Here is a 24743-nt window from a genome sequence, read left to right on the forward strand (position 1 = left end):
GAGGCACTGTCCGGCCCTCGCCCGCAAGCGGAAGACGTAGAACACCGGCGCAGCCTGTACGCGTCCGCCGACGGCGGTTGGCCCCCTTCCTTCAGACGTACACCACCTTGTAGCGGATCCCGATCCGCTCCCATTCGTCGGCTTCCTTGCCGAGGCTGTATTCGACCAGCGGATTGGTCTCGACCCACGCCTTCGGCAGCCGCACCTCGAAGCCCTCTTCCAGCGCGTCGGCGCGCTGGCTGACCCTGATCTCCGGCAGTTCGACATCGGCACGCCGCCGGCACAGCACGAAGGCCAGGCGCAGGCTGAACAGCATGCGCCAGTCGAGAAAGCGGCCACGCCCCGACAGCTTGCCGAGCTTGCCGGCATGGCCGAGCAGCAGCGTGGCGAGCCGCGCCTGGTCGGTCTTGGAAAAGCCCGGCATGTCCGCATGGGTGGCGATATAGGCCGAATGCTTGTGGTAGCTGCTGTGCGCGATCGACATGCCGATTTCGTGCAGGCTCGCGGCCCAGCCCAGCAGCGCCAGATTGTCCTCGCGCCGTTCGTTGGCCGGATCGGGAAACTGGGCCAGCAGCCGCTGCGCGGCCTGGCGCACGCGCGCGGCCTGGGCACGGTCGACGCCGTAGCGGCGCATGAACTGATCCACCGTCACCGTGCGCATGTCCTCGTGATGGCTGCGGCCGAGCAGGTCGTACAGCACGCCCAGGCGCAGCGCGCCGTCGGTGACGTCCATGCGGTCGATATCGAGCTCGGCAAACACGCCGAGCATGATCGACAGCCCGCCGGGCAGCACGGGGATGCGGTCCGGCTTCAATCCGACCAGCCGCACGCGGTTGGTGTTCTCCGCCTTGATCAGCGCGCGCTTGAGCCGCTCCAGCCCTTCCCGCGTGATGCCGTGCTCCTGCGCGTTGTCGTTCATGCCGTTCAGCTCGATCAGCTCGGCCAGTGCGCGCGCCGTGCCCGACGAGCCGACCGCCTGCTGCCAGCCCGCGCTGCGGTACTGGCGCACCAGCACCTGGATCTCGCGGCGCGCCGCCAGCTCGGCCTGCTTCATCGCGTATTCGTCGACATTGCCGCTGGGGAAGAACTGCCGGCTGTGCGAAACGCAGCCGATATAGAGCGACTCCATCAGCTTGGCCGAGTAGCCATGGCCGATGATGAATTCGGTCGAGCCGCCGCCGATATCGACCACCAGCCGATTGCCGGCGCAGGCCGGCGCATCGTGCGACGCGCCCAGATAGATCAGCCGGGCTTCCTCGCGGCCGGCGATCACCTCGATCGGAAAGCCCAGCGCGTTCTCCGCCTCGATCAGGAATTCGGATGCGTTCTTGGCCACGCGCAGCGTATTGGTGGCGACGGCGCGCACCTGGTCCGGCGAGAATTCGCGCAGGCGGTCGCCAAAGCGCCGCAGCGCCTCGACGCCGCGGCGCCGCGCCGGCTGGTCCAGGTACTTGTCGGCGGTCAGGCCCGCGGCGAGGCGCACCGGCTCGCGCAGCGCATCGACCTGGAAGATCTGGCTGACCGGACCGGTCGCGGTCTGGATCTCGTCCACCCGGCCGATCATCAGCCGGAAGCTGTTGGAGCCCATATCGACGGCGGCGAGCAGGCGTGGAGTATTGTTCATCGTCATAGCAGTCTGGAAACACGGACCGGCGGCATTCCGTTCATCGCCGGCCGCGCGAGGCACGAAGAATATGTCCTGGCCGTGTCGGTGTCATGACAAAATCACGTTGTCATCAAGTTGACACGATTCTATGGAAAAGTCGCCGCATCGCCCAAAGAAGGTCATGCCCATGTCGACGACCCCGCCCGGTACGCTGCTCAATCGCGAACTCGGCATCCTGGAATTCAACTCCCGTGTGTTGGCCCAGGCAGCGGACCCGGCGGTGCCGCTGCTCGAGCGCCTGAAGTTCATCTGCATCGTGTCGAGCAATCTCGACGAGTTCTTCGAGATCCGGATGGCCGGGCTCAAGGAGCAGATGCGCGACAACCCGTCCGGCCTGACCCCGGACGGCCTGTCGTTCCAGCAGACCTACCAGTCGATCACCGAGCGGACACAGCGCCTCGTTGCAGCGCAGTATGCCATGCTGCAGGACGTGCTCTTCCCCCTGCTGGAGCGCGAGGGCGTGTTCTTCCATATGACCACGGTCTGGAACGACGCGCAGCGCGACTGGGCGCGCGACTTCTTCGTGCGCGAGATCGGTCCGGTGCTGACGCCGATCGCGCTCGATCCGGCCCATCCCTTCCCGCGTGTTTCGAACAAGAGCCTGAACTTCGTCGTCGAGCTGTCCGGCAAGGACGCATTCGGCCGCGAGGCGGACCTGGCGATCGTGCAGGCCCCGCGCGCGCTGCCGCGCGTGGTGCGAATGCCGCAGTCGCTGTCGGGCTATCCGTACGGCTTCGTGCTGCTGTCCTCGTTCATGCAGGGCTTCGTGCACGAGCTGTTCCCGGCGATCGAGGTCGACGGCTGCTATCAGTTCCGCGTCACGCGCAATTCGGACCTGTTCGTCTCCGAAGACGAGATCACCGATCTGCGCGAGGCGCTGCAGGGCGAACTGCCGACGCGCCACTACGGCGACGCGGTGCGGCTGGAGGTCGCGGCCGAAACGCCGCCGGCGCTGACGCGGCGGCTGCTGACCGAGTTCGCGCTCGGCGAGCAGGACCTGTATCGCGTCAGCGGGCCGGTCAATCTGGTGCGGCTGATGTCGATCCCCGACATGGTCGACCGCCCTGCCCTCAAATATCCGCCGCACGTCCCCGCCGCAGTGAAGGCGTTCAGCGGCGGCACGCCGATGTTCGACGTGATCCGCCAGCGCGACGTGCTGCTGCACCATCCGTACGAGAGCTTCAGCTCGGTGCTGGACCTGCTGCAGCTGGCGGCCAACGATCCGGACGTGGTCGCGATCAAGCAGACCGTCTACCGCACCGGCAACGATTCGCTGGTGATGGAAGCGCTGATGACCGCGGTGCGCAACGGCAAGGATGTGACCGTCGTGCTGGAGCTGCTGGCGCGCTTCGACGAGGAAACCAATATCAACTGGGCCGAGCGCCTCGAATCAGCCGGCGCGCACGTGATCTACGGCGTGGTCGGCCACAAGTGCCACGCCAAGATGCTGCTGATCGTGCGGCGCGAGCCTGCCGGTCCGAAGAGCAAGCAGACCAAGCTGCGCCGCTATGTGCATCTGGGCACCGGCAACTATCATCCGCGCACCGCGCGGCTGTACACCGACTTCGGGCTGCTGACCGCCAACGAGGAAGTGTGCGAGGACGTGCATCACGTGTTCCAGCTGCTGACCGGCACGGCCGGCTCGATCAAGCTCAAGCACCTGTGGCAGTCACCGTTCACGATGCAGAGCAATCTGGTCGAACATATCCGGGCCGAGGCGCGCAACGCGCGGGCCGGCAAGCCGGCGCGCATCATCGCCAAGATGAACGCACTGCTGGAGCCGTCGGTGATCGAGGAGCTGTACAAGGCTTCGCGCGCCGGCGTGCAGATCGATCTGATCGTGCGCGGCGTCTGCGCGCTGCGGCCCGGCGTGCCGGGACTGTCCGAAAACATCACGGTGCGATCCATCGTCGGCCGCTTCCTCGAACACCATCGCGTCAACTACTTCCTGGCCGGCGGCACCGAGCTGCTGTATCTGTCGAGCGCCGACTGGATGGACCGCAACCTGTTCCGCCGCGTCGAGGTCGCCTTCCCGATCCTCGACAAGACGTTGAAGACGCGCGTGATCCAGGAAGGGCTGCTGGTCCATCTGCGCGACAACGGCTCGGCCTGGGTCATGCAGCCGGACGGCAGCTATGTCCAGCAGACGGGCAAGGGGAAGGAACGGCGGGTCAGCCAGATGGAGTTGCTGGGGATGTTCGCCTGAGGGCCACACGGCCTTTCCTGCTGGTTCCTGCTGAAGAGAAAGGCGTGCAGGAAAGGCGGTACCTCGTCCGCCAATCAACCCGAGATCCGCCTCTACGCCGCGTGCCGCGCGCCCGGCTGGTGAATGCTGCGATCGACGGGGAACACCACCCGGAACACACTGCCCTTCCCCACCTCGCTGCTGATGCGCAGTTCGGCGTGGTGGCGCGACAGCACGTGCTTGACGATCGCCAGGCCCAGGCCGGTGCCGCCGGTATCGCGCGAGCGGCTGCGGTCGACGCGATAGAAGCGCTCGGTCAGCCGCGGAATGTGTTCGGCGGCGATGCCCAGGCCCGTATCGCTGACCGAGAACACCGCATGGCCGTCGCGATAGCACAGCCCGATGCCGATGCGGCCGCCGTCGGGCGTGTAGCGCACCGCGTTCGACACCAGATTGCCCAGCGCCGACAGCAACTCGGTTTCGTTGCCGCGGATGCCGACCGCCCGGTCGATGTCGGCGGTGATCTCGTGCCGGCCCTGCGACAGCCCCTGCGCGTCATGCACCAGGTGGTGCACCAGCGCGCCGATATCGACCGGATCCTGGCTGGGCGGCTGCATGTCGCTCTCGAGCTTGGCCAGCGCCAGCAGGTCCTCGACGATATGCTGCATGCGCATGGCCTGCGTCATCATCATGTCGACATAGCGCCGACGATCCTCGTCCGAGACCGGCAGGTCGCGCACGGTCTCCAGAAAGCCCGTCAGCACCGTCAGCGGCGTCTTCAGTTCATGCGAGACGTTGGCGACGAAATCGCGCCGCATCGACTCGGTGTTCTCGAGCTTGGTGATGTCCTGCGTCAGCACCAGCTTGCGATTGTCGCCATAGGGCAGCACCTGCACCGCCAGCACGCTCTGCTTGTGTTCGCCCATGTCGCGCATCTGCAAGGGTTCGTCGAAACGTTGCAACATCAGGTACTGCACAAACTCCGGGCGCCGGATCAGGTGCGTGATGCGCTGGCGCGCGTCGCGCCGTGCGCTGAGGCCGAAATGCAGCTCGGCCACGGCGTTGCACCACTCGATCTGGTCGGCGTCGTCCAGCATCAGCACGCCGTTGGGCGAAGCCTGGATGGCCTGGATGAAGCGCGTGTGCTGCTGCTCGACCTGCAGCACCTGCATGCGCCAGCGCTTGACCAGCCGGTGCAGCCGATAATAGACCTCGCCCCACAGCCCGACCGCGCTCGGAATCTCGCCGTAGGCCGGCGCGTCGAGCACCTTCCACAGCCGGTTGATCTGATACAGATAAAAGACAAGCAGCGCGAGCAGCGCGCCGGTGGTCAGCGCCAGCGCGGCGGTCACGCCGACGAAGACGGCGAGCAGCGCGGCGGCGATGGCCAGCAGGATCAGGACGGCCGCGGATCGGGCCCAGATGACATTCATGAGATCGTGCGATGGCAGCCTGGCGGGGAACGGCGTCGGTGGAGATCAGGTCCGGCCGCCGCAGGCGGGATGGGCCGCAGTGTGCCACGAAAAATGGAACGGCGACGCAACGGCGAGGCAACCGCGCGGCGACAGAAAAGCCGCCTCGCCCGGGCCGCCAACCGCGCGGCAAACCGCGCGAGGCCGGCCGCTCACTGCCCCGGCGAACGGGCCAGGCGGTAGCCGCTGCCGCGAACGGTCTCGATCATCGCGCTGTAGCCCCCGGGGGCCAGCGCCGCGCGCAGGCGCTTGATATGCACGTCGACGGTGCGCTCCTCGACGAAGACGTGGTCGCCCCAGACCTGGTCGAGCAGCTGCGAGCGGCTGTGCACCCGCTCCGGATGCGTCATCAGGAAATGCAGCAGGCGGAATTCGGTCGGGCCAAGCTCGAGCTTGATCGGGCCGGATTCGTCTTCGCCGGTGACGCGATGCGTGGCGGGATCCAGCCGCAGGCCGTTGATCGCCACCACGTCGTCGGTCAGCTGCGGCGCGCGCCGGCGCAGCACCGCCTTGATGCGCGCCAGCAGCTCCTTCGGCGAGAACGGCTTGGTCACGTAGTCGTCGGCGCCGGCTTCCAGCCCCATGACCTTGTCCTGCTCCTCGCTGCGCGCGGTCAGCATGATGATCGGGATCTGCTTGGTGCGTTCGTTGTTGCGCAGCTCCTTGGCGAACACCGCGCCCGACTTGCCCGGCAGCATCCAGTCGAGCAGGACCAGATCAGGCAACACATCGCTCATCAGCGACAGCGCCTGCTCGGCGTTGTAGGCACGAATCGGATAGTGCCCCGCGTGCTGCAGGTTGACGGCGATCAGTTCGGCGATGGCCGGTTCGTCTTCGACGACCAGAATACTGCTAGGCATGAATGAGTTCTCCGCTCTCTGGCAGGTTCAGGTATTGGCAGATGGAACAGCGAGATGGCGATATACAGCGGACGAAATACAGCGAGCCATGTACGGCAAGCGCCTCGCAACGGCCAGGTACCGACCGGGCAGCTGAACAACGGGCAGGTACCGCGGCGTCGTTCGACCGGTGCGGCCCGATCAGCTCAGCGCTTCCTTTTCCATGTCCTCGCGCGAGGTATGGCGAACGTCGGTGCCCTTGACGATATAGATGATGAACTCGGCGATGTTCTTGGCATGGTCGCCGATGCGCTCGACCGCCTTGGCGATGAACAGGAAGTCCAGCGCGACCGAGATCGTGCGCGGGTCTTCCATCATGTAGGTGATCAGCTTGCGCACGAAGGCACGGAATTCGTCGTCGATCGCCTTGTCTTCCTTGACGATGCGCGCGGCCGCGACCGTATCGAGGCGGGCGAAGGCATCGAGCGACTTGCGCAGCAGCGCGATCGCCAGGTCGCCGGCCAGCTTGACCTCGGCGTAGTTGATGCCCTGCGCGCCGGTCTCTTCCATGATGTGCTTGGTGCGCTTGGCGATCTTCTCCGCCTCGTCGCCGGCGCGCTCCAGGTTGGTGATGGTCTTCGAGATGGCCATCACCAGGCGCAGGTCGCGCGCGGTCGGCTGCCGGCGCGCGATGATATTGCCGCAGTCGGCGTCGATCTCGATCTCCAGCGCATTGATCTGGTTCTCGCGCTCGATGACCTGCTCGGCCAGCGTGGCGTCGAAATCGGCCAGCGCCTTCATCGCGGTATCGATCTGCGCCTCGACCAGGCCGCCCATCTGCAGCAGCTTGGTATTGATCGCGTTGAGGTCGGCGTCGAATTGGGTCGACAGGTGCTTGTCGGTCATCATGTTCTCCTGGCCGCGGATGCTGGCGCGTCGCGCGGCACGGCGGGCGTTGCTTGGACGGGCTGCCTTGGTGCTCAGCCGAAACGGCCGGTGATGTAGTCCTCGGTTTCCTTGCGGTGCGGCTTGATGAAGATCTTCTCCGTCTCGCCGAACTCGATCAGCTCGCCCAGGTACATATAGGCGGTGAAGTCCGAGCAACGCGCGGCCTGCTGCATATTATGGGTCACGATCACCACCGTGTACTCGTCCTTCAGTTCGGCGATCAGTTCCTCGATGCGGCCGGTCGAGATCGGGTCCAGCGCCGAGCACGGCTCGTCGAGCAGCAGCACCTCGGGGCGGATCGCAATGCCGCGCGCGATGCACAACCGCTGCTGCTGGCCGCCGGACAGGCTGTAGCCCGACTGGTGCAGCTTGTCCTTGGCCTCGTTCCACAGCGCGGCCTTCGACAGCGCCCACTCGACGCGGTCGTCCATCTCCGAGCGCGACAGCTTCTCGAACAGCCGCACGCCGAAGGCGATATTGTCGTAGATCGACATCGGGAACGGCGTCGGCTTCTGGAACACCATGCCGACCTTGGCGCGCAGCAGCGCGATGTCCTTGCGGCTGGTCAGCAGGTTCTCGCCGTCCATGTTGATCTCGCCCTCGGCACGCTGCTCGGGATAGAGCGCGTACATCTTGTTCAGCGTGCGCAGCAGGGTCGATTTGCCGCAGCCCGAGGGACCGATGAAGGCCGTGACCTTGCGGTCCGGGATCGACATGTTGATGTTCTTCAGCGCGTGGAACTGTCCGTAGTAGAAGTTCAGGTTGCGCACGTCGATCTTGGCGCGGACGCTGTCGGGGATGTCGATGACGGTCGAAGTCATGCTGGGTCTCGCAGGTAGATTCGTGGTTTCGCAGGCTGCGCGGTTTGGCTCACTGGCTCTTCTTGAACAGCACGCGCGCCAGGATGTTCAGCGCCAGGACGCCGATCGTGATCAGGAACACGCCGGCCCAGGCCAGCTGCTGCCATTCGGTGAACGGGCTCATGGCAAAGCGGAAGATCGTCACCGGCAGGTTGGCCATCGGCTTGTTCAGGTCCGTGCTCCAGAACTGGTTCGACAGCGCGGTGAACAGCAGCGGCGCGGTTTCGCCGGCGATCCGGGCCACCGCCAGCAGCACGCCGGTGATGATGCCCGCGTACGAGGCCTTGACGGTGATCGACAGCACCATCTTCCATTTCGGCGTGCCGAGCGCGAAGGCGGCCTCGCGTAGCGCATTGGGCACCAGGTTCAGCATGTTCTCGGTGGTGCGCACGACGATCGGAATCTGCAGCAGCGCCAGCGAGCAGATGCCGGCCCAGGCCGAGAAATGCCCCATCCGGGCCACCACCAGCGCGTAGACGAACAGGCCGATCACGATCGACGGCGCCGACAGCAGGATGTCGTTGATGAAGCGGATGAAGCTGGCCAGCGCCGACTTCTGGCCGTACTCGGCCAGATAGATGCCGGCCAGGATGCCCAGCGGCGTGCCCAGCACGGTGGCCAGGCCCACCATCACGAAACTGCCGAAGATGGCGTTGGCAAGGCCTCCGCCGGCGGTGTTCGGCGCCGGCGTCATCTGCGTGAACAGGTCGATCGACAGGCCGCCGATGCCCAGCGAGATCGTGGTCCACAGGATCCACGCGAGCCAGAACAGGCCGAAGGTCATCGCCGCCAGCGAGGCCGCCAGCGCGTAGACGTTCATGCGCTTGCGCCGTGCCTGCAGGCGCTCGCGCACCTCGTTGGCATCGGCGTGGACGGCCGGGATCGACGAGGTCGACATGGTCGCTTGGCTGGTCGAATTCATTTCTTGCCCTCATTGCGCGACAGGCGCAGCAGCAGCAGTTTGGACAGCGCCAGCACCACGAAGGTGATGAAGAACAGGATCAGGCCGAGCTCCATCAGCGCGGCGGTATGCAGGCCGGGACCGGCCTCGGCGAACTCGTTCGCCAGCGCGGACGTGATGCTGTTGCCCGGCGAGAACAGCGAGGCGTTGTCCAGCAGGTTGGTGTTGCCGATCACGAAGGTGACCGCCATGGTCTCGCCCAGCGCGCGGCCCAGGCCGAGCATCACGCCGCCGATCACGCCGGCGCGGGTATAGGGCAGCACGACGTTCCACATCACCTCCCAGGTGGTGCAGCCCACGCCGTAGGCGGACTCCTTGAGCAGCACCGGGGTGACCTCGAACACGTCGCGCATCACCGAGGCGATGTACGGAATGATCATGATGGCCAAGATCACGCCCGCGCACAGCAGGCCGATGCCCAGCGGCGCGCCCTGGAACAGCGGCCCGATCAGCGGCAGTTGGCCCACCGTGGCGGCCAGCGGCTTCTGGAAGTATTCGCCGAACAGCGGCGCAAATACCAGCAGGCCCCACATGCCGTAGACGATCGACGGCACCGCGGCCAGCAGCTCGATCGCCGTGCCCAGCGGGCGGCGCAGCCATGCGGGCGAGAGCTCGGTCAGAAAGAGCGCGATGCCGAAGCTGACCGGCACCGCGATGATCAGCGCGATCAGCGAGGTCACCACCGTGCCGTAGATCGGCACCAGCGCGCCGTAGATATCCGCGGGGGGATCCCACTGCGCGGTCCACAGGAATTTGAAGCCGAAGGCCTGGATCGAAGGCCAGGCGCTGATGGCGAGCGAGACGATGATGCCGCCCAGCAGCATCAGCGTGATGATGGCGGCGCCGCGGGTCAGGCCACCGAACAGGATGTCACCGGTGCGGCCGGGTGCGCGTACGGCGGGAAGATCGGACGTGGTCGCCATGGCAGGGAGTATTCCGGTTTGCGCCCCTCCCCCGCATGCGGGAGAAGGGCTTGGGGAGAGGGCCGACTACGCCCTCCCTTCGCATCGACAGACGATCAGTACAGGCCCTTGCCCGAGGCGTCCTTGATGCTGCTCTTCCAGGTCGCGCGGATCTGGTTGACGACCGACTCGGGCATCGGCACGTAGTCCAGTTCGCTCGCCATGCTGGCGCCGCTCTTGTAGGCCCAGTCGAAGAACTTCAGCACTTCCGCGCCCTGCGCCGGCTTTTCCTGGTTCTTGTGCACCAGGATGAAGGTCGCGCCGGCGATCGGCCAGGCGTCCTTGCCCTGCTGGTTGGTCAGGATCTGGTAGTACGACTTGCTCCAGTCGGCGCCGGCGGCGGCAGCCTTGAAGGCGTCGTCACTCGGCTCGACGACCGCGCCCGCGACGTTCTTCATCTTCACGTGGGTCATCTTGTTCTGCTTGGCGTAGGCGTACTCGACATAGCCGATCGCACCGTTCAGGCGCTGCACGAAGGCGGCCACGCCCTCGTTGCCCTTGCCGCCCGTGCCGCCGCCCGGCCAGTTGACCGAGGTGCCTTCGCCCACCGAGCTCTTCCAGTCAGCGCTGACCTTCGACAGGTAGTTGGTGAAGATGAAGGTGGTGCCCGAACCGTCGGCGCGGCGCACCGGCAGGATGTCCTGGCTCGGCAGCTTGGCGTTGGGGTTCAGCGCCTTGATCGCCGGATCGTCCCACTTCTTGATCTTGCCCAGGTAGATGTTGGCCAGCACTTCGCCGGTGATGGTCAGTTCGCCCGGCTTGATGCCTTGCAGGTTGACCACGGGCACCACGCCGCCGATCACCGTCGGGAACTGCACCAGGCCTTGCTTGGCCAGTTCCTCGTCCTTCAGCGGGGCGTCCGAGGCGCCGAAATCGACCGTCTTGGCGTTGATCTGCTTGATGCCGCCGGACGAGCCGATCGATTGATAGTTGACCTTGTTACCCGTAGCTTTTTGGTATGCGTCGGCCCACTTGGAATAGACGGGCGCCGGGAAGGAAGCGCCTGCACCGGTAATTTCTGCCGCGAATGCGGAGCCTGCTACCACCATCGAAACGATGCCCGCAACGGCAGTCTTGACCAGCTTCATATGTCCTCCAGAGAACATGGTTGGGAATGTCAGTTTTTTGACATCCCGAACTGTATGCGGCCTCTATGACAGTTCCATGACATCGCGAAAATTTCTCTGAAGAGACATTTAAGGCAAGCGAGGGGGCGTCGGCTGGGGGTAGCTGGAGCGGATGCGGGTGACTGGGGTGCCTGGGAGGGAGGACCGCGGAGGTGACCGGGGGGTGGGTCGCTGGCGGTTGAGTGCGGGCTGGGGGCCAAAGGAAAACGCCCGGCCGAGGCCGGGCGTTCCATGGCGGCTGACTGCCTTGCGCCGTGTCAGGTCGCCAGCGCGTCGGCCAGCTTGCGGGCCGCCTGCTCGGCGGTCTCGGCCTGCTCGGCCTCGACCATCACCCGCACCACCGGCTCCGTGCCGGAGGCACGGATCAGCACCCGGCCCTTGCCGGCCAGCGCCGGCTCGATCTCGGCGCGCGCGGCCTGCAGGCCGGCATGGTTCTGCCAGTCGAAGCCCTTCTGCACGCGCACATTGATCAGCGTCTGCGGGAACAGCGACACGCCGTCGAGCAGCTGGGCCAGCGTCTTGCCGCTGCGGCGCAGCGCCGCCAGCACCTGCAGCCCCGACACGATACCGTCGCCCGTCGAGTGACGATCCAGGCACAACAAGTGGCCGGAGCCCTCGCCGCCCAGCGTCCAGCCGCGCTTGCCCAGCTCTTCAAGCACGTAGCGGTCGCCAACCTTGGCCCGTACGAATTGGACGCCCTGGCGTTGCAGGGCCAGTTCGACCGCCATATTGGTCATCAGCGTGCCGACCACGCCGGGGACGCTTTGTCCGCAGGCGATGCGGTCCTGCACGATCGCGTACAGCAGCTCGTCGCCGTTGTAGAGCCGGCCGTCGGCGTCGACCACCTGCAGCCGGTCGGCGTCGCCGTCGAAGGCCAGGCCAAGGTCCGCGCCCTGGGCCTTGACGGCCTCGACCAGCTTGTCGGGCGCGGTGGCGCCGTAGCCGTCATTGATGTTGCGGCCATTGGGCTGGTTGCCGATCGACACCACGTCGGCGCCCAGCTCGTGGAACACGTGGGGCGCGATGTGGTACGCGGCGCCATGCGCGCAGTCGACCACCAGCTTCAGGCCGTGCAGGTCCCGGTCGTACGGGAAGGTGCTCTTGCAGAACTCGATGTAGCGGCCTGCCGCATCGTCGATCCGGCGGGCGCGGCCCAGCTGGTCGGACGGCACGCAATGCATCGGCGCCTCGAGCTCGGCCTCGATCGCCAGTTCGACCTCGTCGGGCAGCTTGTCGCCGGTGGCCGAGAAGAACTTGATGCCGTTGTCGTGATACGGATTGTGGCTGGCCGAAATGACGACGCCGGCAGCCAGGCGCAGCGCGCGGGTCAGATAGGCGATGCCCGGTGTCGGCAGCGGACCGGTCAGCAGCACATGGACGCCGGCCGCGGTAAAGCCCGCCTCCAGCGCGGCCTCCAGCATGTAGCCGGAGATCCGCGTGTCCTTGCCGATCAGCACCGTGGGCTTGCCCTGCGCGCTCGGCTGGCCAAGCGCCAGCACGCGTCCGGCCGCATAGCCGAGCCGCATCACGAAGTCCGGCGTGATCGGCGCCTCGCCGACCCTGCCGCGCACGCCATCGGTGCCGAAATATTTACGTGTCATCCGATCGTTCTCCCTGTTCTGATTCGGGTTCAGGTGTTTGCGTTGTGAGGGGGTTCGCGGTGTTGCGGCGATGCAGTGCCCGGGCTCAGGCCGCGGCATCCACGCGCTGTTGCCGCACGGCCCACCAGGTCTTGATCGCATCGACCGACGCCTGCACATCGTGCACGCGCACGATATAGGCGCCGCGTTCGGCCGCGCACACAGCCGCGGCGATGCTGGCCGCGACGCGCTCCCGCGGCGGCCGTCCGCCAAGGATCGCGCCGAGCGTCGATTTGCGCGACAGCCCTGCCAGCAGCGGCAGGCCATCGACGGCCAGCTGCGGCAGTTCGCCGAGCAGGCGCAGATTATGATCCGCGGTCTTGCCGAAGCCAAAGCCCGGGTCGAGCACGATGCGGCTGTCGTCGATGCCGGCCGCGCGCAGCGCATCGACCCGCTCGCGCAGGAAATCGCGGACCTCGCCGACCACGTCGTCGTAGTGCGGGGCCTCCTGCATCGTCTGCGGGTCGCGCTGCATGTGCATCACGCATAGTCCCGCATTGCCCGCCTCGGCTGCCGCCACGGCCTCGAGCGCGCCCGGCATGCGCAGGCCCCAGATGTCGTTGATCAGGTCGGCGCCGGCCGCCAGCGCGGCGCGCATGGTCTCGGGCTTGTAGGTATCGATCGACAGCGGCTTGCCACAGTCGCGCAGCGCCTCGACGACGGGCAGCACGCGCGCCAGCTCCTGCTCCAGCGGAAGCGACGCCGAGCCGGGCCGGCTCGATTCGCCGCCGATATCGATGATGTCCACGCCCTCGGCGATCATCTGCTCGGCATGCCGCAGCGCCGCGTCGCGGCTCGCATGCTGGCCGCCGTCGGAGAACGAGTCCGGCGTCACGTTGAGAATGCCCATGACCAGGGGGCGGCGGTCGCGTGCAAAGCGATAGCGCCCGCACTGGAAATACGAGGTCGACAAGTTGCGGTCCTGAATAAGCGGGGAAGGAATATGCGGGGACGTCGGGCGAGGCACGTGGCGCGGAAAGTCGGGACGAAAGCCGGGACCAAAGCCGGCACGACAGTCGGGACGAAAAAAGCCGGTGCCCTGGGGCACCGGCTTTGCGAGGCTCAGCGCGTGACGCGCAGCGCTGCCATCATCCTTTGACTGGACAGTCCCGGACGGTCCCGGATCAGGCCGCGGCCGGCGCGTTCGACGGCGTCACCGGCGAGCCGCCCGACGGCGGCGTGCCGCCACCGCTGGCGCCCGGCATGCCGCGCGGCGGACGCGGCGGCTTGCCAGCCATGATGTCGTTGACCTGGTCGGCATCGATGGTTTCCCATTCCATCAGCGCGGCGGTCATGGCCTCGACCTTGTCGCGATTCTCTTCCAGCAGGCGCTTGGCCAGCGCGTACTGCTCGTCGAGGATGCGGCGGATCTCGCCGTCGACCTTCTGCTGCGTGACTTCGGACACCGACTTGGACGACATCTTGCCGAACAGGCCTTCCTGCTCCGTGTCGACATAGACCATCGTGCCCAGCGTGTCGCTCATGCCGAAGCGGGTCACCATGTCGCGCGCGATCTTGGTGGCGCGCTCGAAGTCGTTGGACGCCCCGGTGCTCATCGCGTTGAGGAACACCTCTTCCGCGGCGCGACCGCCGAACAGAATGGCGATCTCGTCGAGCATGTTGTCCTTGTACTTCGAGTACTTGTCATGCTCCGGCAGCTGCCAGGTCACGCCCAGTGCCCAGCCGCGCGGCATGATCGTGACCTTGTGCACCGGGTCGGCCTTGGGCAGCAGCTTGGCCACCACCGCATGACCCGACTCGTGGTACGCGGTCGCCTTGCGTTCCTCTTCGCGCATCACCGTGGACTTGCGCTCCGGACCCATGTAGATCTTGTCCTTCGCGTCCTCGAAGTCCTGCATGTCGACCACGCGCTTGTTGCGGCGGGCGGCGAACAGCGCGGCCTCGTTGACCAGGTTGGCCAGGTCGGCGCCGGAGAAGCCCGGCGTGCCGCGCGCGATCACCGACGCGTCGACATCGTTGCCGATCGGCACCTTGCGCATATGGACCTTCAGGATCTGCTCGCGGCCGCGGATGTCCGGCAGGCCGACGAAGACCTGGCGGTCGAAGCGGCCCGGACGCAGCAGGGCCTTGTCCAGCACGTCCGCACGGTTGGTCGCGGCGATCACGATCACGCCCGAGTTGGCCTCGAAGCCGTCCATCTCGACCAGCATCTGGTTCAGCGTCTGCTCGCGCTCGTCGTTGCCGCCGCCCATGCCGGCGCCGCGATGGCGGCCGACCGCGTCGATTTCATCGATGAACACGATGCAGGGGGCCTGCTTCTTGGCGTTCTCGAACATGTCGCGCACGCGGGCCGCGCCGACGCCGACGAACATTTCGACGAAGTCCGAACCGGAGATGCTGAAGAACGGGACCTTGGCCTCGCCGGCGATGGCGCGCGCCAGCAGCGTCTTGCCGGTACCCGGAGGGCCGACCAGCAGCACGCCGCGCGGAATGCGTCCGCCCAGCTTCTGGAACTTCTGCGGGTCCTTCAGGAAGTCGACCAGCTCGACCACTTCTTCCTTGGCCTCGTCGCACCCGGCGACGTCCTGGAAGGTGACCGCGTTCTGGTTCTCGTCGATCAGGCGCGCACGCGACTTGCCGAACGAGAAGGCGCCGCCTTTCCCGCCACCCTGCATCTGCCGCATCATGTAGAACCAGAACACGATGATCAGCAGGGTCGGTCCGAGGTAGTACAGGGCCTGGACCAGCACATTGGGCTCGTCATCGGCCTTGCCGGTCACCTGGACGCCGTATTTCATCAGGTCGCCGACCATCCAGATGTCGCCCGGCGAGATGATGGTGTATTTCTGCCCTTCCTTGGGCGTCACCACGAGGTTTCGGCCCTGTACGTCGACGCGGCTCACCTTGCCGTTCTTGGCGTCATCCATGAACTGCGAATAGGTGACGCTTTCCTGCGCACGGGGCTTGTCGAACTGCTTGAAGACGGTAAACAACACCAGCGCGATCACGAGCCAGATTGCCGCCTTTTGAAACAGGTTGTTATTCAAGGCCGAACTCCTTTGCGAATGCCTTGCCAACGATAGCTGCATTGCATTGTAATGCAGCGCCGCCCCGGGGGGCGAAAAGCGTCCCTATCGGACCGATAGCGATAGCGCCAGCGGCCGACAGCCCGTAGGCCAATGCGGGACGACACTCAGACCGGCAACGGCTCAAATGGTGCCCGGCTTCGGGTCCATGGGCAGTGCCCGGCCCCCGTGCCGGGCGGTCCGGCGGCTTCCGCCACGCAGCCGGGCGACTTCAGCCCGGCGACTTCAGGTGGCGCCCCAGAATGAAGGTTTCGGAGGACTTGTCCCGCGAGGCCTTCGGCTTGCGCTTGGCGACCACCTTGAACTGGCGCTTGAACTTTTCGACGATCTGGCTGTAGCCGCTGCCGTGGAAGCACTTTACCAGCAACGCGCCATCGGGTTTCAGATGGGCCTGGGCGAATTCGAGCGCCAGGTCGCACAGATATTCGATGCGCGCCGCATCGGCCGAGGCCACACCGGACAAATTGGGGGCCATATCGGACAAAACAAGGTCGATCTTGTTGCCGCCGGAGGCCTCCAGCACGATCTGCTCGAGCTGGCGGAACACCGCCTCCTCGCGGAAGTCGCCCTGGATGAAGGTCACGTCGGCGACCGGCTCCATCGGCAGCAGGTCGATCGCGACCACCGCCCCGTCGATATGCCCTTCCCGCGCCCGGGGCGAGGCCGCCAGCTTGTTGCGCACATACTGGCTCCAGCTGCCCGGCGCCGCGCCCAGGTCGACGATGACCTGCCCCGGCTGGATCAGCTTGTCCTGCTCGTCGATCTCCTTGAGCTTGTAGGCCGCGCGCGCGCGATAGCCCTCGCGCTGCGCCAGCTTGACGTAGGGATCGTTGATATGGTCGTGCAGCCACGACTGCCTGAACTTGTTCTTGGCCATTTCTCGTGATTTCGCCGCCAGACCGTGACGGTTTGACGGATAATACGCGCCGTTGCGACGCCCTTGCGACGTAAGAGGCCCTACCGGCCGCATTTCCAGCCGACTTCGCATCCGCCTTTACCGGCGTCGCCCCTATTCCTGCCTGACTATGCCTGCCCTTCAATTGAATCCCGCCCAGCGCTCCGAACTCCGCTCCCGTGCCCACGGCCTGAACCCGGTCGTGATGATCGGCGCCGAGGGGCTGACCCGTGCCGTCCTGGCCGAGATCGACCGCAGCCTTGCGGCCCACGACCTGATCAAGATCCGCGTGTTCGGCGACGAGCGCGACACCCGCATCGCCATCTACGAAGCCATTTGCGATGAACTCGGCGCCGCCCCGATCCAGCACATCGGCAAGCTGCTGGTGGTCTGGCGTCCCGGCCCCGCGCGGCTCAAGGAGAACCAGCCGCAGGACCTCGGCCGCATGGCGCCGGCTCGCCGCGGCGCGGCACCGCGCACCGTCACGGTTCGCAAGCCCGCCGCCAAGCCGGGCGGCCGCCCGACCCGCAACGAGGTGCGCGTGCTCGGCAACGAGCGCGTGACCGCCGGCGGCAACGTCAAGCGCGCCCGCAGCCGCCAGGCCAGCCAGAAAAAGAAGTCGCTGGGCTGATCGGTGCCGTGCACCCCTCTCCCGCAAGCGGAGAGGGGCAAAAAAACCGCCCAGCGGGGAAGTCCCTTCAGTCCTCCGCCACGGTGCGCCGGCCGGCGAGACGCCAGACCAGCACCAGCGCCAGCACGCTCTGCAGCAGATAGAAGGCGCTCGAGATGCCGTGCAGCATGCCGAAGCGCGCGCGGAACGGCGACTCGGACACGCCGAGCCCCATCGCCTGCGCCTTGTGCCGCAGGCTCTCCATGAAGGGCTGCAGCCCGAAATACCCAATCAGCACGCAGCACAGCATGCCGAGCACCAGCCAGCGCAGCGCCCGGTAGCGCGTGGCGCCGCGCCGGATCATCACGTTGCACAGCACCAGCTGCAGCACGCCGATCACCACGCCGAGCACGGCCTCGGTGCGGAACAGCTGCCCCGCCAGCATGCCGGCCATTTCGCGGCTCGGCAGCACGGCAAACAGCGTGGGAGCGACCAGATAGCCGATCGTCCAGAGGCTGCCGGCCCAGATCACCGTCAGCAGCAGGAACAGCCGGTGGGGCAGCAGCGGCTGGCCGGCGGACGCCGGGCCCGGCAGCGGGGAGGACGGCGAGACCACGGCGCGCGCCGCCTCAGATGTAGCGGACGGTGATGACTTCGTACTCGCGCTCGCCCCCGGGGGCCAGCACGGTTGCGACATCGCCCTCGAACTTGCCGATCAGCGCCCGCGCGATCGGCGAGCTGACGGAGATCTTGCCGCTGTCGAGATCGGCTTCGTCCTCGCCGACGATCTGATAGCGGACCGACTTGCCCGACTCCAGGTCTTCCAGGTCGACGGTGGCGCCGAACACGATACGGCCATCGGTGTCGAGCTGGGTGGGATCGATGATCTGCGCGGCCGACAGCTTGGCCTCCACTTCCTGGATGCGGCCCTCGATAAAGGCCTGCTTTTCCTTGGCTGCGTCGTATTCCGCGTTTTCCGACAGATCGCCCTGCGCGCGCGCCTCGGCGATGGCATTGATCACCGCGGGACGTTCGACGGCCTTCAGGCGTTGCAGCTCCGCTTTCAGGAGTTCTGCGCCGCGCTTGGTAATCGGAATGGTGCTCATGTCTTCGTCAGGCAAAAAAATGAGCCGCAGCGCAGCGGGCGATGTACGCAGCGGTTTTGCCGGCACACCTCCGCTCAACCGCGGCTTTTAGGTTCGTTGGTGACTACCAGGGAATATTCGGTAATGCGTTGCGATACCGTTGCAATACCGGATATTGCTTCGTATTGCTTCTTTTTCGGCCGGCAGGCCGCCGAAATTCCCGTTAGTTTAGGACAAGACGTCCGCCGGCATCAACACCGGCGGACGCAGGGGTCCGGCGCATCCGGTCCCGTCAGCTGAACCTGGGCTCGGCCGGGACCGTGATCAGGCCAGCGAAGCGTGCAGGCCCTGCAGGTCGTAGACCTCCAGATTCTGCATCTGCTTCAGGCCCTCGACCGCGGCGCGGGCACCGGCAATGGTCGTGTAGTACGGCACGCGGTTGGCCAGCGCCGAGATCCGGATCGAGCGCGAATCGGCGATCGCGGTGCGGGTCTCGTCGACCGTGGTGAACACCAGCGCCAGCTCGCCGTTCTTCAGCATGTCGACGATATGCGGACGGCCGTCCTTGACCTTGTTGACCACGCGCACCGGAATGCCGGCCGCCTCGATCGCGGACGCGGTGCCGCGGGTCGCCACCAGCGGGTAGCCCATGTCGTGCAGCATGCGGGCGACGCTGACCGCGTGCGGCTTGTCGCTGTCCTTGACGGTCAGCAGCACGGTGCCGCGTTCCGGCAGGCGCGAACCGGCCGCCAGCTGGCTCTTGAACAGGGCCTCGCCGAAGGTCTTGCCCACGCCCATCACCTCGCCGGTCGAACGCATCTCGGGTCCGAGCACCGGATCGACGCCAGGGAACTTGTTGAAGGGGAACACCGCTTCCTTGACGCTGTAGTACGGCGGCACCACCTCGTCGCCAATGCCCTGCTCGTCCAGCGACTGGCCGGCCATGCAGCGCGCGGCGATCTTGGCCAGCGACAGGCCGGTGGCCTTCGACACGTACGGCACCGTGCGCGAGGCGCGCGGGTTCACTTCGAGCACGTAGACGATGTCCTGACCGTCCTTCTGCTGGATCGCGAACTGGACGTTCATCAGGCCGACCACGTTCAGCGCCTTGGCCATCGCGGCGGTCTGGCGCTTCAGTTCGTCGACGGTCGCCTGCGACAGCGAGTACGGCGGCAGCGAGCACGCCGAATCGCCCGAGTGGACGCCCGCCTGCTCGATATGCTCCATCACGCCGCCGATGAAGACGCGCTTGCCATCGCACAGCGCATCGACGTCGCACTCGATCGCATCGTTGAGGAAGCGATCGAGCAGCACCGGCGAGTCGTTCGACACCTTGACCGCCTCGCGCATGTAGCGCTCGAGGTCGCGCGGCTCATGGACGATCTCCATCGCGCGGCCGCCCAGCACGTACGAGGGGCGCACCACCAGCGGGTAGCCGATTTCCTCGGCCAGCTTCAGCGCCTCGTCCTCGGCGCGTGCGGTACGGTTCGGCGGCTGGCGCAGGCCGAGTTCCTGCAGCAGCTTCTGGAAGCGCTCGCGATCCTCGGCCGCGTCGATCATGTCGGGGCTCGTGCCGATGATGGGCACGCCGTTGGCCTCCAGATCCAGCGCCAGCTTCAGCGGGGTCTGGCCGCCGTACTGCACGATCACGCCGACCGGCTTTTCCTTGTCGACGATCTCCAGCACGTCCTCGAGCGTCAGCGGCTCGAAGTACAGGCGGTCGGAGGTGTCGTAGTCGGTCGACACGGTCTCCGGGTTGCAGTTGACCATGATGGTCTCGTAGCCATCCTCGCGCAGCGCGAGCGCCGCGTGCACGCAGCAGTAGTCGAACTCGATGCCCTGGCCGATCCGGTTCGGGCCGCCGCCCAGCACCATGATCTTGCGCTTGTCGGTCGGGTTGGCCTCGCACTCGCCGTGCTCGGCCTCGTAGGTCGAGTACATGTAGGCGGTGTTGGTGGCGAATTCCGCCGCGCAGGTGTCGACGCGCTTGTAGACCGGGCGCACGTTGCTGGCCAGGCGCGCCTGGCGCACGGCCTTGGCGTCGGTCTTCATCAGCTTGGCCAGGCGCCGGTCGGAGAAGCCCTTCTGCTTCAGGTAGCGCAGCTCGGCGGCCGACAGGCTGTCCAGCGTGCGGGCCTTGACCTGGGCCTCGGTCTTGACGATGTCCTCGATCTGGGCGAGGAACCACGGGTCGATATCGGTCTCGGCGTACACCTCCTCGAGCGACATGCCCAGGCGGAACGCATCGCCGACGTACCAGATCCGGTCCGGGCCCGCCTCGCCGATCTCCTCGACGATCTCGTCGCGGTCGGTCGACTTCTCGTCCAGCCCGTCGACGCCGACCTCGAGGCCGCGCAGCGCCTTCTGGAACGATTCCTGGAAGGTGCGGCCCATCGCCATCACCTCGCCCACCGACTTCATCTGCGTGGTCAGGTGGCTGTCGGCCTGCGGGAATTTCTCGAAGGCGAAGCGCGGCACCTTGGTGACCACGTAGTCGATCGACGGCTCGAACGATGCCGGGGTCTGGCCGCCGGTGATCTCGTTCTTCAGCTCGTCCAGCGTGTAGCCGACCGCCAGCTTGGCGGCGACCTTGGCGATCGGGAAGCCGGTGGCCTTCGAGGCCAGCGCGGACGAACGCGACACACGCGGGTTCATCTCGATCACGATCATCCGGCCATCCTTTGGATTGATCGAGAACTGCACGTTGGAGCCGCCGGTATCGACGCCGATCTCGCGCAGCACCGCCAGCGAGGCGTTGCGCAGCAGCTGGTATTCCTTGTCGGTCAGGGTCTGCGCCGGGGCGACGGTGATCGAGTCGCCGGTGTGGATACCCATCGGGTCCAGGTTCTCGATCGAGCAGACGATGATGCAGTTGTCCTTCTTGTCGCGGACCACTTCCATCTCATACTCTTTCCAACCCAGCAGCGATTCCTCGATCAGCAGCTCGCGCGTCGGCGACAGGTCCAGGCCGCGCTTGCAGATCTCCTCGAATTCCTCGCGGTTGTAGGCGATGCCGCCGCCGGTGCCGCCCAAGGTGAAGGAGGGGCGGATCACGATCGGATAGCCGCTGGTGTTGGTCTCGCGCGCGATCTGCGACTGCACGGCCAGCGCCTCTTCCATCGAGTGGGCGATGCCGGACTTGGCCGAACCAAGACCGATCCTGGTCATCGCGTCCTTGAACTTCTGGCGGTCCTCGGCCTTGTCGATCGCCTCGGGCGAGGCGCCGATCAGCTCGACCTTGTACTTGTCGAGCACGCCGTGGCGGTGCAGATCCAGCGCGCAGTTCAGCGCGGTCTGGCCGCCCATGGTCGGCAGGATCGCATCGGGACGCTCCTTGGCGATGATGCGCTCGACCACTTCCCACGTGATGGGCTCGATGTAGGTCACATCGGCGGTGTTCGGGTCGGTCATGATGGTCGCCGGGTTCGAATTGACCAGGATGACCTTGAAGCCTTCCTCGCGCAGCGCCTTGCACGCCTGCGCGCCGGAATAGTCGAACTCGCAGGCCTGGCCGATGATGATGGGGCCCGCGCCGATGATCAGGATGCTCTGGATGTCTGTGCGTTTTGGCATTGCACGCTCTCTTTGTCGGCCGGTCCGCGCTCGCTGGGAGCAGGCGCACCGCGCCGGATATCAATATTCAGTTCAGGGTGGCCGTCGCCAGCTTGGCGCCGAAGCCGATAAACATCGCGCCCACGCCGCTCGCCATGCCGGCCGACAGCCTGCGCCGGCGGCGGAAGGCCTCGGCCAGCTTCGCGCCGACGAAGATGATGGCGGTCAGGTAGGCGAAGCTGCAGACCTGGCAGACCAGCCCCAGCGCGGCGAACGACAGCACCGGATAGGCGAACTGCGGATCGACGAACTGGATGAAGAACGAGACGAAGAACAGGATGGCCTTGGGGTTCAGCAGGCTGATCAGCAGCGCCTTGCGGAAGGGGTTGGTCGGGTCGGTGGCCTGCACCGGTCCCTGGCCCTCGCCCTGCCCCGCAGCCTCGCACTGCTCCGCCGCCGCGGCTTGCGCGCCCTTGCCGTGGCCGGTCCAGCTGCGCAGCGCGCCGCGCAGCATCTGGAAGCCGATCCACGCCAGATAGGCGGCGCCGATGTACTTGATCACGTAGAACAGCCCGGGGCTGGCCTTGAGCAGCGAGGCCACGCCGGCCGCCGACAGCACCATCAGGATGGCGTCGCCGAGGAACACGCCGCAGGCGCCGCGATAGCCGGCGCGCACGCCCCGCTGCGCGGCGACCGACAGCACGTACATCGAATTCGGCCCCGGCAGCAGCACGATGAAGATCGTGCCCAGCAGGTAGGTCCAGAAATCGGTAATGCCGAAGGTGGCGTGCATCAGGGCGTTCATGGTCGCGATCCTGTCGTCGTCTCGTCCGCGTCTTGTCAGCGTCTCGTCCGCGTCTCGTCCGGTCTTGATGTCGAGGTCCGCCTTACTGGCGGGCCTCCTCCATCAGCTTCGTGAAGCGGTCGAACAGATAGGCCACGTCGTGCGGGCCGGGCGACGCTTCCGGGTGCCCCTGGAAGCAGAAGGCCGGCTTGTCGTTCAGCGCGAAGCCCTGCAGCGTGCCGTCGAACAGCGAGACGTGGGTCACGCGCGCGTTGGCCGGCAGCGTCGCGGCGTCGACCGCAAAGCCGTGGTTCTGCGAGGTGATCACCACGCGGCCGTCATCCAGGTCCTTGACCGGATGGTTGGCGCCGTGGTGGCCGGTCGGCATCTTGACGGTCTTCGCACCGACGGCCAGGCCCATGATCTGGTGGCCCAGGCAGATGCCGAAGGTCGGGATGCCGCGCTGCAGGAATTCCTGCGTGGCGCGGATCGCGTAGTCGCACGGCTCGGGATCGCCCGGGCCATTGGCCAGGAAGATGCCGTCCGGCTTGTAGGCCAGCGCGTCGGCGGCGGTCGACTGGGCCGGCAGCACCGTGATGCGGCAGCCGCGCTGGGCCAGCATCCGCAGGATGTTGAACTTGACGCCGTAGTCGAACGCGACCACGTGGAAACGCGGGTTCTCCAGCTTGCCGTAGCCTCGTTCCAGCGCCCACTCGGTCTGGTTCCACTCGTACGGCTCCTTGACCGACACGACCTTGGCCAGGTCCATGCCGGCCAGGCCCGGGAACGAGCGCGCCAGGTCGATGGCCTTCTGCGCGTTGTCCTCGCCGGCCAGGATGCAGCCGTTCTGCGCACCCTTCTCGCGCAGGATGCGGGTCAGCTTGCGGGTGTCGATGCCGGCAATGGCGGGCACCTTCTCCTGCTTCAGGTAGTGCGGCAGCGTGTGCTGCTTGCGGAAGTTCGAGGCGAGCAGCGGCAGATCCTTGATGATCAGGCCGGCGGCATGGACTTTGGTGGCTTCGACATCCTCGGAATTGACGCCGACATTGCCGATATGCGGATACGTCAGCGTAACGATCTGCCGCGAATAGCTCGGGTCGGTGAGGATTTCCTGGTAACCGGTCAGCGCGGTGTTGAACACCACTTCGCCGATGGTATGGCCGGATGCGCCGATGGAATAGCCACGAAAGACCGTGCCGTCTGCTAGCGCAAGGATGGCGGGCGGAAAAGACGGTAACACGGGTAGGCTCCTGCTGGATTCACCCCGTGACCGACCTCTCTCGACGCCTCGTGCCCCGAATCTGACGGCGAGCGCACCGGCGGCGAGCCGGGGCTGTCGGGCCGGCTGCGCGGGATTCGGCGTGGGGGCGGCGAAGGTGTCGACGGCGATCGGCACGGCGCTCCGGGGCGAATCCGCAGGGCAGCGGTCAGGGCGGCGGAAGGTGGAATGCGGTTGGCGCTAGGGTGAAGGGTTCTGAAAGCGAAACTTTCGGATTCTACCTCACGCCGGCCAATTTCTCAAGTTTTCAAGGACTTGCGTATGCCGGGGGAGGGATTTCCCTCCCCCGGTTACGTGATGCGAGCGCCAGTATCACGCTGTCGCGGGCACGGTCGGCGGCACCACGGCTGTCACTTCGATCTCGACCCGGGCGCGCGGTTCGATCAGGTCCGCGACCTCGACCGCGGTCATGGCCGGAAAGTGGCGCCCGATGATCTGGCGATAGTGTTTGCCGATGGCGGGATAGGCGGCGACATATTCCGCCTTGTCCTTCACATACCAGGTCATTCGGGCGATATGCTCGGGCCGCGCGCCGCCCTGCTCCAGGATCGCGACCACATTGCGCAGCGCCTGGGCCGTCTGCTCGGCGAAGTCGTCGCTTTCGAATTCGCACTGGCCGTTCCAGCCGATCTGGCCGCCGACGAAGATCAGCCGGCTGCCGGCCTGGAATTCGGTCAGGATGCCGTTGGCATAGCCGCGCGGCGCGGCCCAGCCCGGGGGCTGCAGCACGGCCATCGGCTCGCCCCGCTCGGCGGCGGTGGCGGTCTTCGCGGTGTTCGCACTGGTTGAGGATTTGGCGGCAGGCGCCACGATATCGTTCATAGCTTGGAC

Annotated in this window: 20 protein-coding genes; 2 read left to right on the forward strand and 18 right to left on the reverse strand. The window is 66.4% G+C overall.

The genetic code is table 11. The annotated features are described in order from the left end of the window. Nucleotides 1–91: 91 nt before the first annotated feature. A complete protein-coding gene (gene ppx, locus KZ686_RS13465; protein ID WP_149319842.1) occupies nt 92–1624 on the reverse strand; it encodes an exopolyphosphatase in 1533 nt (510 codons plus the stop codon). 130 nt (nt 1625–1754) lie between these two features. On the opposite strand from ppx, the gene ppk1 reads away from it, so the two are divergent. Continuing rightward, nucleotides 1755–3872: a polyphosphate kinase 1 gene (gene ppk1 / locus KZ686_RS13470; protein ID WP_149319841.1), complete on the forward strand. Its 2118-nt coding sequence runs from the start codon at nt 1755–1757 to the stop codon at nt 3870–3872. Between the two features lie 92 nt (nt 3873–3964). On the opposite strand, the gene phoR is transcribed toward ppk1, so the two are convergent. From phoR to KZ686_RS13525, 11 genes are all read right to left on the reverse strand, one after another. Further along, nucleotides 3965–5284: a phosphate regulon sensor histidine kinase PhoR gene (gene phoR / locus KZ686_RS13475; RefSeq protein WP_149319840.1), complete on the reverse strand. Its 1320-nt coding sequence runs from the start codon at nt 5282–5284 to the stop codon at nt 3965–3967. Between the two features lie 191 nt (nt 5285–5475). Further along, the gene (phoB, locus tag KZ686_RS13480; protein WP_149319839.1) at nt 5476–6183 is read right to left on the reverse strand and encodes a phosphate regulon transcriptional regulator PhoB; all 708 of its coding nucleotides are present in this window, start codon (nt 6181–6183) and stop codon (nt 5476–5478) included. 180 nt (nt 6184–6363) lie between these two features. Next, complete coding sequence (gene phoU, locus KZ686_RS13485; RefSeq protein ID WP_006576606.1) at nt 6364–7068, reverse strand: phosphate signaling complex protein PhoU; 705 nt, start codon at nt 7066–7068, stop codon at nt 6364–6366. A gap of 74 nt (nt 7069–7142) precedes the next feature. Then, entirely contained in the window at nt 7143–7931 is a 789-nt protein-coding gene (pstB, locus tag KZ686_RS13490; protein ID WP_006576607.1) for a phosphate ABC transporter ATP-binding protein PstB, read from the reverse strand. A 49-nt stretch (nt 7932–7980) separates the two neighbouring features. Then, nucleotides 7981–8892, reverse strand: coding sequence for a phosphate ABC transporter permease PstA (gene pstA / locus KZ686_RS13495; protein ID WP_149319838.1), 912 nt, complete (start codon nt 8890–8892; stop codon nt 7981–7983). Then, entirely contained in the window at nt 8889–9854 is a 966-nt protein-coding gene (gene pstC, locus KZ686_RS13500; RefSeq protein WP_149319837.1) for a phosphate ABC transporter permease PstC, read from the reverse strand. Before pstC ends, pstA begins: the two co-directional genes overlap by 4 nt. 95 nt (nt 9855–9949) lie before the next feature. Continuing rightward, nucleotides 9950–10981 (reverse strand): phosphate ABC transporter substrate-binding protein PstS, encoded by a 1032-nt coding sequence (gene pstS, locus KZ686_RS13505; protein ID WP_149319836.1) that lies wholly within the window; start codon nt 10979–10981, stop codon nt 9950–9952. A gap of 296 nt (nt 10982–11277) precedes the next feature. Further along, nucleotides 11278–12621 carry a phosphoglucosamine mutase gene (gene glmM, locus KZ686_RS13510; protein WP_149319835.1) on the reverse strand — a complete coding sequence of 448 codons (1344 nt, stop codon included), beginning with the start codon at nt 12619–12621 and terminating at the stop codon, nt 11278–11280. 85 nt (nt 12622–12706) lie between these two features. After that, entirely contained in the window at nt 12707–13573 is an 867-nt protein-coding gene (gene folP, locus KZ686_RS13515; protein ID WP_265632619.1) for a dihydropteroate synthase, read from the reverse strand. Nucleotides 13574–13784: 211 nt separating this feature from the next. Continuing rightward, complete coding sequence (gene ftsH / locus KZ686_RS13520) at nt 13785–15668, reverse strand: ATP-dependent zinc metalloprotease FtsH (RefSeq protein ID WP_006576612.1); 1884 nt, start codon at nt 15666–15668, stop codon at nt 13785–13787. Nucleotides 15669–15918: 250 nt separating this feature from the next. Beyond that, on the reverse strand, nt 15919–16584 hold the full coding sequence (locus KZ686_RS13525) for an RlmE family RNA methyltransferase (protein WP_149319833.1): 666 nt from the start codon (nt 16582–16584) through the stop codon (nt 15919–15921). A 148-nt stretch (nt 16585–16732) separates the two neighbouring features. Here KZ686_RS13525 and KZ686_RS13530 point away from each other — a divergent pair, with 148 nt between their 5' ends. After that, entirely contained in the window at nt 16733–17233 is a 501-nt protein-coding gene (locus tag KZ686_RS13530) for a YhbY family RNA-binding protein (RefSeq protein WP_149319832.1), read from the forward strand. Nucleotides 17234–17300: 67 nt separating this feature from the next. On the opposite strand, the gene KZ686_RS13535 is transcribed toward KZ686_RS13530, so the two are convergent. From KZ686_RS13535 to KZ686_RS13560, 6 genes are all read right to left on the reverse strand, one after another. Continuing rightward, nucleotides 17301–17774, reverse strand: a complete 474-nt coding sequence (locus KZ686_RS13535) for a DUF4149 domain-containing protein (protein ID WP_149319874.1) — start codon at nt 17772–17774, stop codon at nt 17301–17303. A gap of 67 nt (nt 17775–17841) precedes the next feature. Continuing rightward, nucleotides 17842–18318 (reverse strand): transcription elongation factor GreA, encoded by a 477-nt coding sequence (gene greA, locus KZ686_RS13540; RefSeq protein WP_149319831.1) that lies wholly within the window; start codon nt 18316–18318, stop codon nt 17842–17844. Between the two features lie 303 nt (nt 18319–18621). Beyond that, nucleotides 18622–21870 carry a carbamoyl-phosphate synthase large subunit gene (carB, locus tag KZ686_RS13545; RefSeq protein ID WP_149319830.1) on the reverse strand — a complete coding sequence of 1083 codons (3249 nt, stop codon included), beginning with the start codon at nt 21868–21870 and terminating at the stop codon, nt 18622–18624. Between the two features lie 67 nt (nt 21871–21937). Beyond that, nucleotides 21938–22654 carry a leucine efflux protein LeuE gene (leuE, locus tag KZ686_RS13550; RefSeq protein ID WP_265632620.1) on the reverse strand — a complete coding sequence of 239 codons (717 nt, stop codon included), beginning with the start codon at nt 22652–22654 and terminating at the stop codon, nt 21938–21940. Between the two features lie 82 nt (nt 22655–22736). Continuing rightward, the gene (gene carA, locus KZ686_RS13555; protein WP_064576072.1) at nt 22737–23873 is read right to left on the reverse strand and encodes a glutamine-hydrolyzing carbamoyl-phosphate synthase small subunit; all 1137 of its coding nucleotides are present in this window, start codon (nt 23871–23873) and stop codon (nt 22737–22739) included. Between the two features lie 351 nt (nt 23874–24224). Further along, a complete protein-coding gene (locus KZ686_RS13560) occupies nt 24225–24647 on the reverse strand; it encodes a RidA family protein (protein ID WP_149319873.1) in 423 nt (140 codons plus the stop codon). Between the last annotated feature and the right edge of the window lie 96 nt (nt 24648–24743).

The sequence above is a fragment of the Cupriavidus cauae genome (assembly GCF_026210475.1).
GTDB lineage: Bacteria > Pseudomonadota > Gammaproteobacteria > Burkholderiales > Burkholderiaceae > Cupriavidus > Cupriavidus cauae.